Here is a 15,778-nt window from a genome sequence, read left to right as displayed (position 1 = left end):
GTACGCGGGACGCTACGCGTACCGGTAGATCGTGCTGTGGTCGAGCATCTGGGCCGGGGTGACGCCCCACGGCCCCATCCGCTCGTGGAGGGCCGCGATCCGGCCGTGCTGTGAGTCGCCCGGCGGGGGCGGCTTCACCGGCAGATAGCCGGCGCGCGGGTTGCGCTGCTGCCAGCGCGACCAGAGCAGGTCGACGAAGGAGTGGTGCAGCCAGAACACCGGGTCGTTGACCGAGGCGCCGCCCAGCATCAGGCCGCCGACCCAGCGGTGCACCCGGTTGTGGATTCGATGGCGGGCGTTGCCCCGGCCCGGCGCCCAGCCTTCGAGCCGGTTGCGGAACCCGGAGCCGCTCGTGGAGTTCCACGGCGCCACGTCGTACACCGTCTCCCGCATCACCTCGTCCAGCTGTGCCTTGGTGGGCAGCGTGATCGGGTCCGACGGGCGGCCGAAGTCCCTGGTGAGGAAGCGGCTTTCGGTCATGCCGTGCTTCACGGTCCAGCGCCCGCCCACGTGGGCGAAGGGGCCGGTCATCACCTGAAGGTCGCCACGGCGGCCGTTGCCGCCCATGAAGTCGTCGTTCCAGAGCGAGGCGGCCGGGGTGTTGTCGCGGGTCCAGTCCCAGTAGGGCACGGTCACCGTCGGGTCGATCCGCTGCAGCGCCCGCTCGAACTCCAGCAGGAACTTACGGTGCCAGGGCAGGAAGCTGGGCGTCATGTGGGCCACGCGGAGGCGGCCCTCGCCGTCGGAGACGTAGTAGTCGATGTGCGTACGGACGAACTCGTCGTACGTCCCCCTGCGCTTGAGCTCCAGGACTGCGGAGATGAACTTCCTCCGCTCGGCGCCGGTCAGATCGCGCTGGTTCTTACGCGTGTGGGCCACGCTGGCTCCCTCCGGGGCGGACGCTGTGGACGCCATGAGCCGCGGCGAAGCGGCTCAGTGGCGCCGTCCCCATCTGGTCCACGGCCGCGCGGGTGGCCGCCAGGGGCGTCGGGCAGGACTGGTAGTGATCGATCGGGGTGAGATAGCCGCCGTCCGCGCAGCGCATCAGATGCAGCGGCCGGCCGTCGACGAGGACCTCCGGCACACCCGTCGGGGTGGCGCGGGCCCGGATGTGGCGCCCCCGGTACATCTCGTCGAAGGTGTCGGGAGCACCGCCGGAGGTCGTGGTGCCGGCGGGGCGCCCTTCGCGCGGTGTGGCGGCGATACGGGCGAGTGCGCCGCCCGTGAAGGCGGCCACGGCCAGGGTGAAGAGGGACCGCAGTGCGACGCGGCGCGGGACGATCATGAGTGATCTCCTGATGGTCTGCGAATCCCCGCGCGAGGCGGGGGGGAATGCCCTCAGGGCATAACGAGGAGAACGCGACTTCGGTGCGAGGGAAATGCCGCCGGAGTGAATATCGGCCGATCGGGTGAATTCATGGGCGGATGGCCGCTGTTCGACCACTAGCATCCGGACCCATGACTTCTTCCAATGTCGTTTCCGAGGCGCGCAGCGCCTCTCCGCTGGGAACCCTCTCCATGGTCCTCTGGACCACCGCTCCCGACGACGCACCCGCCGCCCCGTATCTGATGGTGTATTCGCTCGGCGACGGCAGTGAGGGTCCGGAGGCCGGTGAAGAAGCGATGCGAGCCGCCGTGGAGGGCATGGGCCTGACCGTCGGCGGGCCGGTGGTCGACGCGTCCCAGAAGTCCGGGATCGACGCCCACCTCCTCGTCGAGGCTCAGCAGGCGGTCCTCACCCTGCCGTTCCTGAAGGTGCAGACCTCGGTGCCGGCGGAGTGGGAGGCGGCTGCCAGGGAGCTCGGACACGTCTACCTGATCTGCTCCGTCCGCCCCTGGCCCGAGGCCGTGCCCGGCGGTGCGCTCTCGGTGGAGCAGCTGCGGTCCTTCTTCGCCGGCGAGGACCCCCTGGCGGGTGGGGCGCACGTCGTGCTGCCGGTGCGGCGGCTGCAGGGCTGAGCGGGGAAGGCGGCGGCGTCATGGCGACGGCGAACGTACGCAGCGGGGTACCGGGGCAGCGGCAGGAGGAGCCCCGGGAGAGCCGCGGGGCGATCGGAGCGAGCCGGGCCTTCGCCTGGATGCTGATGGTCACCGGCGTGGCGGGAGTGCTCGCCGCATGGGTCATCACGATCGACAAGTTCCGGCTCCTGGAGGATCCGAACTTCCAGCCGGCGTGCAGCCTCAACCCGGTCGTCTCCTGCGGCAACATCATGAAGAGCGAGCAGGCGGCGGTGTTCGGCTTCCCGAACCCGATGCTGGGTCTCGTGACGTACGCGATGGTCGTCGCCGTCGGCGCCGGGCTGCTGGCCGGGGCCCGCTACCGCGGCTGGTTCTGGCTGGGGCTCAACGCCGGGACGGTGTTCGGCGTCGGCTTCTGCACCTGGCTGATGTACCAGTCGCTGTACGAGATCAACTCGCTGTGCCTGTGGTGCTGCCTGGCCTGGGTCGCGACCATCGTCATGTTCTGGTACGTCACCTCGCACAACGTGCGGGCCGGGCTGCTCCCCGCGCCGGCCGCCCTGAAGGGGTTCTTCGAGGAGTTCACCTTCGCCCTGCCCGTCCTGCACATCGGGATCATCGGGATGCTGATCCTGACCCGGTGGTGGGACTTCTGGATCAGCTGACGTGACCCGTTCCCGCCGGCCGCGGGCGGCACTGATCGTGCTGCTCGCGGCCGTTCTCGCGCTCGTCCTGCCCTACGACCGGCTCGCGCCGGGCACCCGGCAGAGCGCGGAACCCGCCGTGCCGGAGGGAGAGCCGGCGCCGCTGACGGTGCCGTCCGGGTTCTTCACCGGCTCCGACGCGACAGGGGTACGGCGGATCGGCGAGGTGCAGCGCTGGCTCGGCGGCGGCTCCCTGACCGTCGGGCACACGTATCTGCCCGGCGACCGCTGGTCCAACATCGAGGGGCATCCGGCGCTCTTCGAGCCGTGGGCGCGGTGGAAGGAGGCGGGACCGGGGCGGCTCTTCGTCCTGAACGTGCCGCTGCTCGACCGCAGCGAGGAGGGCCTGCCGGACGACGAGGTCCGGGCGGGGCTGCGGCGCGGGGCGGCGGGGGCGTACGACGGCCACTTCCGCACCCTGGGCGAGCGGCTCGTGGAGCACCGGCTGGCCGACGCGGTCCTGGTCCTGGGCTGGGAGATGAACGGCACCACCTACAGCCATCGCTGCGGACCGGACCCGGAGAGCTGGAAGACGTACTGGCGGCGGGTCGTGGGCGTGCTGAGGGACGTGGCCGGGCAGCGTTTCCGTTTCGACTTCACCGCGAGCCGGGGGCGGGACGCCGTGGAATGGCCGCGCTGCTATCCGGGCGACGCGTATGTCGACATCATCGGGATGGACGCCTACGACCAGCCGGAGGGGCTGGACTTCGCCGGACAGGTGGGCGAGGAGTACGGGCTCGCGGACCATGTGCGGTTCGCGGCGGCGCACGGCAAGCCCGTCTCGTACCCGGAGTGGGGGCTGTTCCGCAACGGCGACAATCCGGCGTACGTACGCGGGATGCTCGACTGGTTCGCGCGGCACAGGCCGGTCTACCAGACCTTCACGGACTACTGCCCGCACGGAGTGTGGGGCTGCGCGGACAATCCGGAATCGGGGAAGGTCGTCAGGGACGCGTTCGGAGCGTCAGGCCGCCCTTGAGGGTGTCGACGGTCCGGTTCAGGAGTGGGATCAGGTCGTCGCGCCGGCCGCGTTCGGCCCAGTAGACGGTCGCCTCGCGCAGCGCGCCGAGGACCGCCGCCGTGAAGACCCGTACCTCCAGGTCGTCCGTGTCGCGGCCGGTGCGTTCGGCGAGGGCGCCGGCGAGGCGCTGGGCGGTCTCGGCCGTGGTCTCGGTGAGCCGAGCCCGTACGGCGGGGACCTCCACCATGAGGCGGGCCCGCAGCCGGGTCTCCTCGGGCTCGTCGGCGAGCGCCGCCGTCACCGCGTCGAGGATCACGGCGCGCAGCGACTCCAGCGGCTCCTCGTCCGCGGGGCGGGCCCGCAGCCGGGCCTCCACCAGCGGGTCCTGCTCGCTCGTCAGGAGGATGTCCTCCTTGACCGGGAAGTAGCGCGCGACGGTGGAGGGGGAGACATCGGCGGCGGACGCGATCCGCTCGACGGTGGTCGCGTCCCAGCCGTCCGTGGCGGCGAGCCGGTAGGTGGCCTTCCGGATCGCCGCCCGGGTCCTGAGCTTCTTGCGTTCGCGCAGGCTGGGGCGTGGGGGAGTGTCGGCGGCCATGGCCGTCATTGTCCCGCTCAGGCGTGCTGGTAGGCCACCAGCGAGATGCCGATGTAGTGGACGATGAAGGCGGCGAGGGTCAGCGAGTGGAAGACCTCGTGGAAGCCGAACCAGCGCGGGGACGGGTTGGGGCGCTTGATGCCGTAGATGACACCGCCCGCGCTGTAGAGCAGTCCGCCGACGACGACGAGCACGAGAACGGCGATGCCGCCCGCCCGCATGAAGTCCGGCAGGAAGAAGACGGCGGCCCAGCCCATCGCGATGTAGCAGGGCGTGTACAGCCAGCGAGGGGCGCCGACCCAGAAGACCCGGAAGGCGATGCCGGCCGCGGCCGCGACCCAGACCGCCCACATGAGCGGCCGACCGGTGGAATCGGGGAGAAGCAGCAGCGTCAGCGGGGTATAGGTGCCCGCGATGATCAGAAAGATGTTGGCGTGATCGAGGCGGCGCAGGATCGCCTCGCCGCGCGGGCCCCAGTTCCCCCGGTGGTACAGCGCGCTGATGCCGAACAGCAGACAGGCGGTGAGGACATAGACGCCACAGGCGATCCGGGCGCGGGGCGAGTCCGCCAGGGCGACCAGGACGACGCCCGCGACGATCACGGCGGGGAACATTCCCGCGTGCAGCCAGCCTCTCAGCCGGGGCTTCACGAACTGCTCTATCTCGTTCACCGACGGCATGGCTGAAGTCATGCAAAGAATGCTACCTACGCCTCCGTAGGGGGCGAAGAGGAGTGGCGATGCTCACGTGGGCGGCCCTCTGGACATATGGGCACTTGCGTCGGATGATCAAATGAGTGCGGTCGGCACCGGATGAGCGCGAGCGTCTCCACAGAGAAGCATCCGGGTCGCAGCCCCCAAGGGGCCTACATCTAAAAACCCCTCATCAAGGAGCAATCGTGGCGCGCGACAACGCGGCTCCCACCACCGTCCCCACCCAGCACCAGGAACTCGTCTCCTGGGTGAACGAGATCGCGGCGATCACGCAGCCGGACGACATCGTCTGGTGCGACGGATCCGAGGCCGAGTACGAGCGCCTGTGCGAGGAGCTCGTCGCCAAGGGCACGTTCAAGAAGCTGGACGCGATCAAGCGCCCGAACTCGTACTACGCCGCCTCCGACCCCTCCGACGTCGCGCGCGTCGAGGACCGGACCTTCATCTGCTCCGAGAAGGAGGAGGACGCGGGCCCGACGAACCACTGGAAGGCCCCGGCGGAGATGAAGGACGTCTTCGCGGGTGAGAAGGGCATCTTCCGCGGCTCCATGAAGGGCCGCACGATGTACGTCGTGCCCTTCTGCATGGGCCCCGTCGGCTCGCCGCTCTCCGCCATCGGCGTCGAGATCACGGACTCCGCGTACGTCGCCGTCTCCATGCGCACCATGACCCGCATGGGCCAGGCCGTCCTCGACGAGCTCGGCACGGACGGCTTCTTCGTCAAGGCCGTCCACACCCTGGGCGCCCCGCTGGAGGAGGGTCAGGAGGACGTCCCGTGGCCCTGCAACACCACCAAGTACATCTCGCACTTCCCCGAGACGCGTGAGATCTGGTCGTACGGCTCCGGCTACGGCGGCAACGCCCTGCTCGGCAAGAAGTGCTACGCCCTGCGCATCGCGTCCGTCATGGCGCGCGACGAGGGCTGGCTCGCCGAGCACATGCTGATCCTCAAGCTCACCCCGCCGCAGGGCGAGTCGAAGTACGTGGCGGCCGCGTTCCCGTCCGCCTGTGGCAAGACCAACCTCGCCATGCTGGAGCCCACGATCTCCGGCTGGACGGTCGAGACCATCGGCGACGACATCGCCTGGATGCGGTTCGGCGAGGACGGCCGGCTGTACGCGATCAACCCCGAGGCCGGCTTCTTCGGCGTCGCGCCCGGCACCGGCGAGCACACCAACGCCAACGCCATGAAGACCCTGTGGGGCAACGCCGTCTTCACCAACGTCGCGCTCACCGACGACAACGACGTGTGGTGGGAGGGAATGACCGAGGAGGCGCCGAAGCACCTCACGGACTGGAAGGGCAATGACTGGACTCCGGACTCGGAGACCCCGGCCGCCCACCCCAACGCCCGCTTCACCGTCCCCGCCTCGCAGTGCCCGATCATCGCGCCCGAGTGGGAGGACCCGAAGGGCGTGCCGATCTCGGCGATCCTCTTCGGCGGCCGCCGGGCGAGCGCCGTTCCGCTGGTGACCGAGTCCTTCGACTGGCAGCACGGCGTCTTCCTCGGCGCCAACGTGGCCAGCGAGAAGACCGCCGCCGCCGAGGGCAAGGTCGGCGAGCTGCGCCGCGACCCCTTCGCCATGCTGCCGTTCTGCGGCTACAACATGGGCGACTACATGGCCCACTGGATCAAGGTGGGGGCCGACGCCGACCAGGCCAAGCTGCCGAAGATCTACTACGTCAACTGGTTCCGCAAGAACGACGCGGGCAAGTTCGTGTGGCCCGGCTTCGGCGAGAACAGCCGCGTCCTGAAGTGGATCGTGGAGCGTCTGGAGGGCAAGGCCGAGGGCGTCGAGACCCCGATCGGCATCCTGCCGACGGTCGAGTCCCTCGACACCGACGGTCTGGAGCTGCCGGCCGAGGACCTGGAGTTCCTGCTCAAGGTCGACCGTGACGTCTGGCGCGAGGAGGCCGCCCTGGTCCCCGAGCACCTGAACACCTTCGGCGACCACACGCCGAAGGAGCTGTGGGACGAGTACCGCGCGCTGGTCGAGCGCCTGGGCTGAACCCGCACCACGGACTCGTGACGGGTTGCCCACGACAACCGCCCTGACCAGTGGGGTCACGACGGCCCGTCACGACGCATGCCGGCCCCCGAAGCTCCTCACAGCTTCGGGGGCCGGCCTTTTGGGATGAGTGGCGCCCGGTCCGCGCGCCTCCCCGGCACGCGGACCGGGGCCGTCAGGGGGCGCTGACCAGGTCGGGGGAGGTCAGCGCGGCGGTGTGCGCGTCCATGCGCTCGGCGGCGAGGATCGCGGCGGCCGTGTCCGCCCGGGACGCGGCGACGACCAGGGCCCGGCCCGCGAGGGTGTGGGCGCGGCGGTGGAGGGACTGGGGGGACGAGCCGCTCAGCCCCGCGTGACGGGCCGGGGGCGCGCCACGCAGCCGCGCCACCTGCTGGGCGATGCGCTCGCCGGCCGCCGCGTCGCCCAGTTCGTCCGTGACGGCGAGCAGGGCGGAGAGATGTCCGGCGAGCTGGATGTCCAGCTCTTCCTCGCGGGAGCGGTGCGGGTAGGCGTTCTGGTCGTCGTCGGCCATCCGGTGGACCGACTTGGTGCGGATCGGTTCGTACATGAGGACGGCCTCCTGCAGTAGCTCTGCGACCATCCTAGCTTAGATTCCGTCTAAAGTTGAGCGTGGTCCGGACGGGCGCGTCAGCGCTGGCCGTAGCCGTCGAGGAAGGTGCCGATGCGGGTCACCGCGTCCGCCAGATCCTTGGCGTTGGGCAGCGTGACGATCCGGAAGTGGTCCGGCTCGTGCCAGTTGAAGCCCGTACCGTGCACCACCATGATCTTCTCGGCCCGCAGCAGGTCCAGAACCATCTGCCGGTCGTCCTTGATCTTGTAGACGCTCGGGTCGAGGCGCGGGAAGAGGTACAGCGCCCCCTTCGGCTTCACGCAGGTCACCCCCGGGATCTGGGTGAGCAGCTCGTACGCCGTGTCGCGCTGTTCGAGCAGCCGCCCGCCCGGCAGGACCAGGTCCTCGATCGACTGCCGGCCCTGGAGGGCGGCGGCCACCGCGTGCTGCGCCGGCATGTTCGCGCACAGCCGCATGTTCGCCAGGATCGTCAGACCCTCGATGTACGAGGTGGCGTGCGCCTTGGGGCCGCAGACCGCGAGCCAGCCGGAGCGGAAGCCCGCCACCCGGTAGTTCTTGCTCATACCGTTGAACGTCAGGACCAGCAGGTCCGGCGCGATGGCGGCCGTCGGGGTGTGCGTGGTGCCGTCGTAGAGGATCTTGTCGTAGATCTCGTCCGAGCAGACCACCAGGTTGTGGCGGCGGGCGATCTCGGTGAGGGACCGCAGCATCTCGTCGTCGTAGACGGCACCCGTGGGGTTGTTCGGGTTGATGATCACGATCGCCTTGGTGCGGTCGGTGATCTTCCGCTCGATGTCGGCGAGGTCCGGCATCCAGTCCGCCTGCTCGTCGCAGCGGTAGTGCACGGCCGTGCCGCCCGCCAGGGAGACCGACGCCGTCCACAGCGGATAGTCCGGCGCGGGGACCAGCACCTCGTCGCCGTCGTCGAGGAGCGCCTGCATCGACATCTGGATCAGCTCGGAGACGCCGTTGCCCAGGTAGATGTCCTCGACGGAGAGCGGGATGCCCTTCGTCTCGTAGTGGCTCATCACCGCGCGGCGGGCGGAAAGCAGCCCCTTCGCGTCGCCGTAGCCGTGCGCGTCCGCGAGGTTGCGCAGCACGTCCTCGAGGATCGCCGGCGGGCACTCGAAGCCGAAGGCGGCCGGGTTGCCGGTGTTCAGCTTGAGGATGCGATGACCGGCAGCCTCGAGCCGCATCGCCTCTTCGAGCACCGGGCCCCGGATTTCGTAACAGACGTTGGCGAGCTTCGTGGACTGGATCACCTGCATGACGCGAGCTTACGGCGGAGGCGGACACCGCGCCTCGTGTTTTGGGACACGTCGGGCCTTTGGGGCCGCCTCCGGCCAAGCGCCCCAAGGGGTGACAGGCCGGAGAGCGCCGCACGTCAGGATAGGTTGACCCGTCATGTGGGTGTTGAGTGCGAGTGCCTCCGGATGCCGGTGGCTGGGTGCGGCGGGATCGCTCGCCATCGCCGTGGGCGGGTACGCGGCCGGGACCCTGCCGGTGCGCGAGCCGTGGGGGATCTGGGCGCCCCGGGGCTCCGGAACCGCCGTCGCCGCCGCCGTCCTCGCCTACCTCGGCCTCACTCTGCTCGTGGCCGCGTGGTGGCGGTACGGGAGGCTGCTCGCGGACGGCGTGCGGGACCGGGCCCTGGTGACGCTCGCCTGGTGGACCGCGCCGCTGATGCTCGCGCCTCCGCTGTACAGCGCCGACGTCTACAGCTACATCGCACAGGGCGCGATGGTCCTCGAAGGCCACGACGTCTACGGCGCCGGCCCCTCCGTCCTGGGCCCCGACGACCTCGGCGCCGACGCCGCCGACAGCGTCGGCGGGCACTGGACCGACACCCCCGCCCCCTATGGGCCGGTCTTCCTCGTCCTCGCCCAGGCCGTGGTGAAGCTGACCGGCGGGGAGATCGTGCCCGCTGTCCTGGGGATGCGGCTGATCGCGCTGGTCGCGCTCGCGCTGATCGTGTGGGCGGTGCGGGGTCTCGGCGGCGGCCCTGGCGCGCTCTGGCTGGGCGCGCTGAACCCGCTGCTGCTCATCCACGTCGTCGGTGGGATGCACAACGACGGCCTGATGATCGGTCTGATGCTGAGCGGCGTGGTGCTCGCGGTCCGCGGGCGGTGGGTGCTCGGCAGCGTCCTGGTGGGCCTCGCGATGATGATCAAGTCACCGGCGGCGGTGGCGCTGCTCTTCATCGGCGTGACGGTGGCGCGCGGGCACGGTCTGCGAGGCGTGGCGAAGGGGCTCGTGCTGCCGGGGGCGGTGGCGGGAGCCGTCGCCGCAGGGGCGACGCTTCTCGCCGGGACGGGGTTCGGCTGGCTGCGTACGCAGAGCGTCGCCGGGACCATCCACACGGCCCTGTCGCTGACGAGCGACATCGGGCTGGGGATCGGGCTCCTCGTCGCGGACGATCCCGACCCGGTGAAGGACGTGGTGCGGAAGCTGGGGCTGGTCGCCGCGCTCGCCGTCATCGCCGCACTGGCGTGGCGCGCCTACCGAGGGCGGGTCGACCCGGTGCTGGGGCTCGGGCTGTCGCTGGTCGCCCTGGTGGTTCTGTCGCCGATGGTGCAGCCGTGGTACCTGCTGTGGGGGACGGTGGTGGTCGCGGCGGTGGCGTGGCGGAGCCGGGTGGGGCAGCTGCTGGTCGTCCTGTCGGCGGCGCTGGTGTACGAGACGGCGCCGTCGGGGCGTACGCCGTGGTACGGGTTCGTGGTGGCGGGGGTGGTGCTGCTGCTGGGGTTCCTCTGGATGCGGCGGGAGTCGTGGGCGCGGGCCGCCGAGGCGGAGGAGGCCGGGCGGGAGAGCCGGGCCGCGGGGGCGGTGCCGTAGCGGCGCCGGCCCCCGTGGTGGACAGGCACCGGGGGCGGAGGCGCCCGCGAGGGCGTCGTCCGTTGTGCCCACCCGTTCCGCCCCAGCGGAACGAATGCCCGCAACCGGGGCTGAGGCCCGCGTCAGGGCGTGGGGGTTCTTCTGATCGCGCGGCCCGCCAGGACGGGCGTTCGCTTGGTGTCCTCGATCACGAACTTTCCGTCGATCAGCACGTGCGGGATGCCCACCGGCAGGGTCCGCGGGGCGTCGAACGTCGAGCCAGGGGCGACCGTCGCCGGGTCGAAGAGGACCAGGTCGGCGCGGTAGCCCTCGCGGACCAGGCCCCGGTCCGGCAGGCGCAGCCGGGCGGCCGGGCGGGAGGTCAGATGGGCCACGCACTCCTCCAGGGAGAGGACGCCCAGCTCGCGCACGTACCGGCCGAGGTACTGCGGGAACGTGCCGTACGCCCGCGGGTGCGGCTTGAAGCCCTGGAGGATGCCGTCCGAGCCGCCGGTGTGGACCCGGTGGCGCATGATCGTCCGGACGTTCTCCTCATGGCCCACGTGCTGCAGGATCGTCGAGCCCAGCCGGTCGTCGATCAGCAGCCGGCGGGCGGTCACCCACGGGGCCTCGCCCCGCATCTCCGCCGACCGGGCGATCGTCTTGCCGACGCAGGAGGCGAGACCCGGGTCGCTCACGCCCGAGATCTCGATCGTGTCCCACTCGATCGGCACGCCGTGGCAGCCGTCCGAGCCGACGACCTCCAGGTCGTGGCGGATGCGTTCCGCCGTCGCGTCGTCCCGGAGGCGTGCGAGGACCGCCTCCGGGCCGCCCTCGCTCACCCAGCTCGGGAGCATCGCGACCAGGGTCGTGCAGCCCGGCGTGTAGGGGTACGTGTCGAGGGAGATGTCGGCGCCCTCGTCCAGCGCCCGGTCGAGCAGGGCCAGGAGGTCCGGCGCCTTGCCCTTGTTCACACCGAAGTTCATCGTCGCGTGGGCCAGATGGAGGGCGCAGCCGGCCTCCCGGGTGAGGGTGACCATCTCCTCGTACGCCTGGAGCGCGCCGGCGCCGTACGAGCGGTGGTGCGGGCAGTAGTAACCGCCGTACCGCGCCACGACCTTGCACAGCTCCGTGAGTTCGGCGTCGGCCGCGTACATCCCGGGGGTGTACGTGAGGCCGGAGGACATGCCGAACGCCCCCTGTTCCATGCCCTCCGCCACCAAGCGCCGCATGCGGTCGAGCTCTTCGGGCGTCGCCTCGCGGTCCTCCCAGCCGACGGCGTGCATCCGGACCGTTCCCTGGGGGACGAGGTAGGCCGCGTTGACGGCGATGCCCTGTCCGCCGTGGGAGCGGTCGAGGCGGTCCAGGTACTCGCCGACCGATCGCCAGTCGAAGTCGATGTCGGACCCGTCGCCGTTCCAGCCGGTGATCGCCCGGCGGACCTCCGCGAGCGTGCGGTCGTCGACGGGGGCGTACGACAGACCGTCCTGGCCGAGGACTTCGAGGGTCACGCCCTGGGCGGCCTTCGCGCTGTGGTCGGGGTCGCGCAGCAGCGCGAGGTCGCTGTGGGCGTGCATGTCGATGAAGCCGGGCGACAGGGCGAGGCCGTCGGCGTCCAGGACGCGGCGGGCGGTGGGGCGCTGGCAGCCGGCCGCCGCGCCCTCCTTCACTATCGCGGCGATCCTGCCGCCGTCGAGGGCGACGTCGGCGCGGTAGGAGGGGCCTCCGCTGCCGTCGACCACCTCCGCGTCACGGATGACGAGATCCACGGGGGCTCCTCTAGAAGAACGTACGGATGTAGTCGACGACCGTGCCGTCCGCCTCGACCAGGGGGATCAACTGCCACTTGTCGAAGGAGGTGCAGGGGTGGGACAGACCCATCCCGAGCCAGTCGCCGACCTCGATCCCGGCCTCCGGCTCCGTCCGCAGCCAGCCGTGCTGGTCGGAGAGGCCGGTGACGGTGATGCCGTGCGCCGGACGCTGGGAGCCGTCGCGGGCGGAGCGCACGACCTGTGCCTCGGGCAGGTTCAGGTCATAGGCGGCGTCCCGCTTGCCCGCGTTGGTGAACGCCTGCTCGTCGGAGGGGCGGGAGACGACCTGCGCCCAGAGCCGGAAGGCGGGCTGGAGGGTGCCCTCCTCCGGGACGCGGTTGAAGGGGGTGAGGTGGCGGTAGTGGCCGTCGTCATGCGAGACGTACGCGCCCGAACGCAGCAACTTCAGTACGGGAAGGGAGAGTTCGGGAATCTCGGCGAAGACGTCGGCGACGGCGTCGAACCAGGCGCTGCCGCCCGCGCTGATCACGATCTCCTCGATGTCCGGGGAGAAGCGGCCGGCCTTGTCGAATTCGGCGGCGAGGGACACGAGCCGGTCCAGCCACTCCCGTACCCGCTCGGTCGTGGCCTGCGGGACCTCGCCCTCGTAACCGGCGACGCCCACGAGCCGCAGGGTGCGGGTGGCGGCGACCGCGTCGGCGACGGCGGTGCAGTCGGCCGCGGTACGGGCGCCGGTACGGGCTCCCTCGCCGGCGCCGAGCTCGACGACGACGTCGACCGGGCGGCGGGCGCCCGCGTCGGTGAGGGCCGCGTCCATGAGTTCGACGCCGCGCACGGAGTCGACGTAGCAGATGAAGCGGAAGCCGGGGTCGGCGTCGAGTTCGGCCGCCAGCCAGCGCAGGGCGGCCGCGTCGACGAGCTCGTTGGCCAGGAAGATCCGGGCGATGCCGTGGGCGCGGTAGACGCGGGCCTGGTGGGGGACGGCCGCGGTGATGCCCCAGGCGCCGTGCTCCAGTTGGCGGGCGAAGAGCTGCGGTGCCATGGAGGTCTTGCCATGCGGGGCGAACGCGAGTCCGTGGCGCTCGGCGTAGGTCTCCAGGAGGCGGAGGTTGTGCTCGACGGACTCGGCGGAGAGGGCGAGGACGGGCGTGGTGAAGCCGCCGGTGAAGAGGTTGCGGCGCTGGGCGGCCAGCTCGCCGACGGTGAGGCCCTCGGCGTCCGGGGGCAGGGCCTTGAAACGGTGGTCGACGCGTTCGTCCGCAAGGGGCTCGATGGGCATGGGCTTCTCCTTCGTCTGCATCACGCCTTTGTACACGTTGCAGCATGTGCAATGGCCATTGCGTATGTCGCTCGATGCTGTCTAACATCCGGCCCAACGCCGGGTCAATGGACCCGCTCGATCGCCGAGGAGCCCCAGAGTGACCGGAACCCCGCCCGTGGACGCGCCCGTGGACGCCGTCTGTCTCGGGGAGTCCATGGTCACCTTCCTGCCCTCCCGGGCGGGCCGCCTCGCCGACGTGCCGTCCTTCGCCCGCGCAATCGGCGGCGCCGAGTCCAACGTGGCCTGCGCGCTGGCCGCCGCGGGCCACCGCGCGAAGTGGGTCAGCCGGGTCGGGCGCGACGGCTTCGGCGACCATCTGGTCGAGGCGATCTCGTCGTACGGGGTCGATGTGTCGGCCGTCGGGCGCGACGCGCTGCGGCCGACCGGGATCTACTTCCGCACCGCCACGGACCGGGCGGCCGACGAGCACGAGGTCGCGTACTACCGGGCCGGATCGGCGGCGTCGGCGATGTCGCCCGCGACCGTGCCGTACGAGGACGTGACCGACGGCCGGATCCTGCACCTGTCCGGGATCACGGCGGCGCTGTCGGAGGGCTGCCTGGCGCTGACGCGCACGCTGACCGCGCGACGGGCCGGACGGCCGCTGGTGTCGTTCGACGTGAACTTCCGGCCGGGGCTGTGGCCCGGCGGCGGCGGCGTCCTGCGGGAGCTGGCGCGAGGCGCGGACGTGGTCTTCGTGGGGGAGGACGAGGCCGAGCAGGCGTGGGGGCTCCACGGGCCCGAGGCGATTCGTGAGGCCCTGCCCGAGCCGCGCGTGCTGGTGGTGAAGCGGGGCGGACGGGGCGCGGTCGCGTTCGAGCGCCGCGCGGAGCCTTCCCCCGCCCCGGCCCCCGACACCGTCACCTTCGTGCCCGCCCCGGCCGTCGACGTCGTCGCGCCCGTCGGGGCCGGGGACGCGTTCGCCGCCGGGTTCCTGTCCGGGACGCTGCGCGGGCTCGGAGTGCGGGACCGGATCCGGCACGGGCACCTGATGGCCGCCGCCGTGCTCACCGTGCCCGGAGACCTCGGGGTGCCCGCCGACACCGCCTACGCCGACCGGCTGGTCGCTCTCGACGACAGCGCCTGGGAGAGACTTCACCTCGGCCCCGGCTGGACAAGGGATCACGGGGACGACCAGGAAGAGGTACGTACGCCATGAGCCAGACCGTCGACCGCGCGCTGAGCATCCTGCCGCTGCTCGCGCAGGGGCCCGCCGACCTCGGGCAGGTCGCCGACCGGCTCGGGGTGCACAAGTCCACCGCCCTGCGCCTGCTGCGCACCCTGCACGAGCACGGCCTCGTCTACCGCCAGCAGGACCAGCGCTACCGCCTCGGCGCCCGCCTCTTCGCCCTCGCGCAGGAGGCCGTCGAGAACCTCGACATCCGCGAGATCGCCCACCCTCATCTCGTCGCGCTCAACGAGCAGATCGGGCACACCGTCCACCTCGCGGTGTACGAGGAGAGCGAGGTCCTCTACATCGACAAGGTCGAGAGCCGCTACCCGGTCCGGATGTACTCCCGTATCGGCAAGCCCGTCGCGATCACCGTCGCCGCCGTCGCCAAGCTGCTGCTGGCCGACCTTCCCGAGCCCGAGCGGCGCGCCGTCGCCGCCAAGCTCGACTACCCCCTGTACACACCCCGTTCGACCCCGAACGCCGCCGCCTTCCTCCAGGAGCTGGCGACCGTGCGCGAACAGGGCTGGGCCACCGACCTCGGTGGCCACGAGGAGTCCATCAACTGCGTCGGCGCCCCCATCCGCGGCGCCGACGGCCGCGTCGCCGCGGCCATGTCGGTCTCGGCGCCCAATGTGGTCGTGACCGCCGAGGAACTCCTCACGCTCCTCCCGCTGGTGCGCCGCACCGCCGACGCCATCAGCCGTGACTATTCAGGCAAGGACCGGACATGACCGAGAAGATCGCGCTCACCCCCGCCACCCACACTGCCCCGCCCGCGAAGTTCTCGCACGGTGTCAAGAAGGGCAACATCCTCCAGGTCGCCGGCCAGGTCGGCTTCCTGCCCGCCGTCGACGGTCAGGCCCCGACGCCCGCCGGTCCCACGCTCCGCGAGCAGACCCTCCAGACCTTCGCCAACGTCAAGGCGATCCTGGAGGAGGGCGGCGCGAGCTGGGACGACGTGATGATGATGCGCGTCTACCTCACCGACGTCGACCACTTCGCCGAGATGAACGAGATTTACAACGCGTACTTCGAGGAGCAGGGCCTCAAGGCGCCCGCCTCCGCGCGTACGACGGTCTACGTCGGCCTTCCCAAGGGACTCCTCATCGAGATCGACGCCCTCGCCGTCCTCGGCTGACCCGAGCTGATTCCTCTGAAACC

Annotated in this window: 16 protein-coding genes; 8 read left to right on the top strand and 8 right to left on the bottom strand. The window is 71.2% G+C overall.

The features are described from left to right. Window positions 1–12: 12 nt before the first annotated feature. The gene (locus tag ABZY12_RS00800) at window positions 13–879 is read right to left on the bottom strand and encodes a tyrosinase family protein (RefSeq protein ID WP_356885673.1); all 867 of its coding nucleotides are present in this window, start codon (window positions 877–879) and stop codon (window positions 13–15) included. Next, on the bottom strand, window positions 863–1,285 hold the full coding sequence (locus tag ABZY12_RS00795) for a tyrosinase family oxidase copper chaperone (protein ID WP_356885671.1): 423 nt from the start codon (window positions 1,283–1,285) through the stop codon (window positions 863–865). The genes ABZY12_RS00800 and ABZY12_RS00795 overlap by 17 nt, the downstream gene beginning before the upstream one ends. A 173-nt stretch (window positions 1,286–1,458) precedes the next feature. On the opposite strand from ABZY12_RS00795, the gene ABZY12_RS00790 reads away from it, so the two are divergent. The 3 genes from ABZY12_RS00790 to ABZY12_RS00780 are packed head-to-tail and all read left to right on the top strand — an operon-like array spanning window position 1,459 to window position 3,642. After that, the gene (locus ABZY12_RS00790; protein ID WP_356885669.1) at window positions 1,459–1,959 is read left to right on the top strand and encodes a DUF5949 family protein; all 501 of its coding nucleotides are present in this window, start codon (window positions 1,459–1,461) and stop codon (window positions 1,957–1,959) included. Window positions 1,960–1,979: 20 nt separating this feature from the next. After that, a complete protein-coding gene (locus ABZY12_RS00785) occupies window positions 1,980–2,624 on the top strand; it encodes a vitamin K epoxide reductase family protein (protein WP_356885667.1) in 645 nt (214 codons plus the stop codon). Window position 2,625: 1 nt separating this feature from the next. Beyond that, complete coding sequence (locus ABZY12_RS00780) at window positions 2,626–3,642, top strand: glycosyl hydrolase (RefSeq protein ID WP_356885665.1); 1,017 nt, start codon at window positions 2,626–2,628, stop codon at window positions 3,640–3,642. On the opposite strand, the gene ABZY12_RS00775 is transcribed toward ABZY12_RS00780, so the two are convergent. Both ABZY12_RS00775 and ABZY12_RS00770 read right to left on the bottom strand, forming a co-directional pair. Next, window positions 3,608–4,222 (bottom strand): TetR family transcriptional regulator, encoded by a 615-nt coding sequence (locus tag ABZY12_RS00775; protein ID WP_356885663.1) that lies wholly within the window; start codon window positions 4,220–4,222, stop codon window positions 3,608–3,610. The two genes, ABZY12_RS00780 and ABZY12_RS00775, sit on opposite strands and share 35 nt — an antisense overlap. A gap of 17 nt (window positions 4,223–4,239) precedes the next feature. After that, window positions 4,240–4,914 (bottom strand): hemolysin III family protein, encoded by a 675-nt coding sequence (locus ABZY12_RS00770; RefSeq protein ID WP_356885661.1) that lies wholly within the window; start codon window positions 4,912–4,914, stop codon window positions 4,240–4,242. Window positions 4,915–5,120: 206 nt separating this feature from the next. Here ABZY12_RS00770 and ABZY12_RS00765 point away from each other — a divergent pair, with 206 nt between their 5' ends. Beyond that, window positions 5,121–6,944, top strand: coding sequence for a phosphoenolpyruvate carboxykinase (GTP) (locus ABZY12_RS00765; protein WP_356885659.1), 1,824 nt, complete (start codon window positions 5,121–5,123; stop codon window positions 6,942–6,944). Window positions 6,945–7,119: 175 nt separating this feature from the next. Here ABZY12_RS00765 and ABZY12_RS00760 read toward each other — a convergent pair whose 3' ends face one another. Together ABZY12_RS00760 and ABZY12_RS00755 are read right to left on the bottom strand one after the other, a co-directional pair. After that, window positions 7,120–7,512, bottom strand: coding sequence for a hypothetical protein (locus ABZY12_RS00760; RefSeq protein ID WP_356885657.1), 393 nt, complete (start codon window positions 7,510–7,512; stop codon window positions 7,120–7,122). 80 nt (window positions 7,513–7,592) lie between these two features. Continuing rightward, window positions 7,593–8,804 (bottom strand): pyridoxal phosphate-dependent aminotransferase, encoded by a 1,212-nt coding sequence (locus tag ABZY12_RS00755; RefSeq protein ID WP_356885655.1) that lies wholly within the window; start codon window positions 8,802–8,804, stop codon window positions 7,593–7,595. Between the two features lie 136 nt (window positions 8,805–8,940). Here ABZY12_RS00755 and mptB point away from each other — a divergent pair, with 136 nt between their 5' ends. Further along, window positions 8,941–10,371 carry a polyprenol phosphomannose-dependent alpha 1,6 mannosyltransferase MptB gene (mptB, locus tag ABZY12_RS00750; RefSeq protein WP_356885653.1) on the top strand — a complete coding sequence of 477 codons (1,431 nt, stop codon included), beginning with the start codon at window positions 8,941–8,943 and terminating at the stop codon, window positions 10,369–10,371. Between the two features lie 122 nt (window positions 10,372–10,493). Here the strand turns inward: mptB and ABZY12_RS00745 are convergent, their stop codons facing one another. Both ABZY12_RS00745 and ABZY12_RS00740 read right to left on the bottom strand, forming a co-directional pair. Further along, window positions 10,494–12,119 (bottom strand): D-aminoacylase, encoded by a 1,626-nt coding sequence (locus tag ABZY12_RS00745; protein WP_356885651.1) that lies wholly within the window; start codon window positions 12,117–12,119, stop codon window positions 10,494–10,496. 10 nt (window positions 12,120–12,129) lie between these two features. Then, a complete protein-coding gene (locus ABZY12_RS00740; RefSeq protein ID WP_356885649.1) occupies window positions 12,130–13,401 on the bottom strand; it encodes an alanine racemase in 1,272 nt (423 codons plus the stop codon). A gap of 139 nt (window positions 13,402–13,540) precedes the next feature. On the opposite strand from ABZY12_RS00740, the gene ABZY12_RS00735 reads away from it, so the two are divergent. Genes ABZY12_RS00735 through ABZY12_RS00725 form a run of 3 tightly spaced genes read left to right on the top strand, consistent with a single transcriptional unit; the run spans window position 13,541 to window position 15,755 of the window. Next, a complete protein-coding gene (locus ABZY12_RS00735) occupies window positions 13,541–14,602 on the top strand; it encodes a sugar kinase (RefSeq protein WP_356885647.1) in 1,062 nt (353 codons plus the stop codon). Next, window positions 14,599–15,348 (top strand): IclR family transcriptional regulator, encoded by a 750-nt coding sequence (locus tag ABZY12_RS00730; protein WP_356885645.1) that lies wholly within the window; start codon window positions 14,599–14,601, stop codon window positions 15,346–15,348. Before ABZY12_RS00735 ends, ABZY12_RS00730 begins: the two co-directional genes overlap by 4 nt. Next, window positions 15,345–15,755 carry a RidA family protein gene (locus ABZY12_RS00725; RefSeq protein WP_356885643.1) on the top strand — a complete coding sequence of 137 codons (411 nt, stop codon included), beginning with the start codon at window positions 15,345–15,347 and terminating at the stop codon, window positions 15,753–15,755. The genes ABZY12_RS00730 and ABZY12_RS00725 overlap by 4 nt, the downstream gene beginning before the upstream one ends. The last annotated feature ends 23 nt before the right edge of the window (window positions 15,756–15,778 follow it).

It is taken from the genome of Streptomyces sp. NPDC006551, assembly GCF_040611675.1.
Classification (GTDB): Bacteria; Actinomycetota; Actinomycetes; order Streptomycetales; family Streptomycetaceae; genus Streptomyces.
This window is presented reverse-complemented; position numbering and strand designations above follow the sequence as displayed.

What these genes read in the sequence shown, in the direction of transcription:
- mptB (WP_356885653.1), top strand. Translation starts at nt 8,941, where the DNA reads ATGTGGGTGTTGAGTGCGAGTGCCTCCGGATGCCGGTGGCTGGGTGCG.
- ABZY12_RS00730 (WP_356885645.1), top strand. Translation starts at nt 14,599, where the DNA reads ATGAGCCAGACCGTCGACCGCGCGCTGAGCATCCTGCCGCTGCTCGCG.
- ABZY12_RS00790 (WP_356885669.1), top strand. Translation starts at nt 1,459, where the DNA reads ATGACTTCTTCCAATGTCGTTTCCGAGGCGCGCAGCGCCTCTCCGCTG.
- ABZY12_RS00760 (WP_356885657.1), bottom strand. Translation starts at nt 7,512, where the DNA reads ATGTACGAACCGATCCGCACCAAGTCGGTCCACCGGATGGCCGACGAC.
- ABZY12_RS00770 (WP_356885661.1), bottom strand. Translation starts at nt 4,914, where the DNA reads ATGACTTCAGCCATGCCGTCGGTGAACGAGATAGAGCAGTTCGTGAAG.
- ABZY12_RS00725 (WP_356885643.1), top strand. Translation starts at nt 15,345, where the DNA reads ATGACCGAGAAGATCGCGCTCACCCCCGCCACCCACACTGCCCCGCCC.
- ABZY12_RS00740 (WP_356885649.1), bottom strand. Translation starts at nt 13,401, where the DNA reads ATGCCCATCGAGCCCCTTGCGGACGAACGCGTCGACCACCGTTTCAAG.
- ABZY12_RS00785 (WP_356885667.1), top strand. Translation starts at nt 1,980, where the DNA reads ATGGCGACGGCGAACGTACGCAGCGGGGTACCGGGGCAGCGGCAGGAG.
- ABZY12_RS00775 (WP_356885663.1), bottom strand. Translation starts at nt 4,222, where the DNA reads ATGGCCGCCGACACTCCCCCACGCCCCAGCCTGCGCGAACGCAAGAAG.
- ABZY12_RS00795 (WP_356885671.1), bottom strand. Translation starts at nt 1,285, where the DNA reads ATGATCGTCCCGCGCCGCGTCGCACTGCGGTCCCTCTTCACCCTGGCC.
- ABZY12_RS00755 (WP_356885655.1), bottom strand. Translation starts at nt 8,804, where the DNA reads ATGCAGGTGATCCAGTCCACGAAGCTCGCCAACGTCTGTTACGAAATC.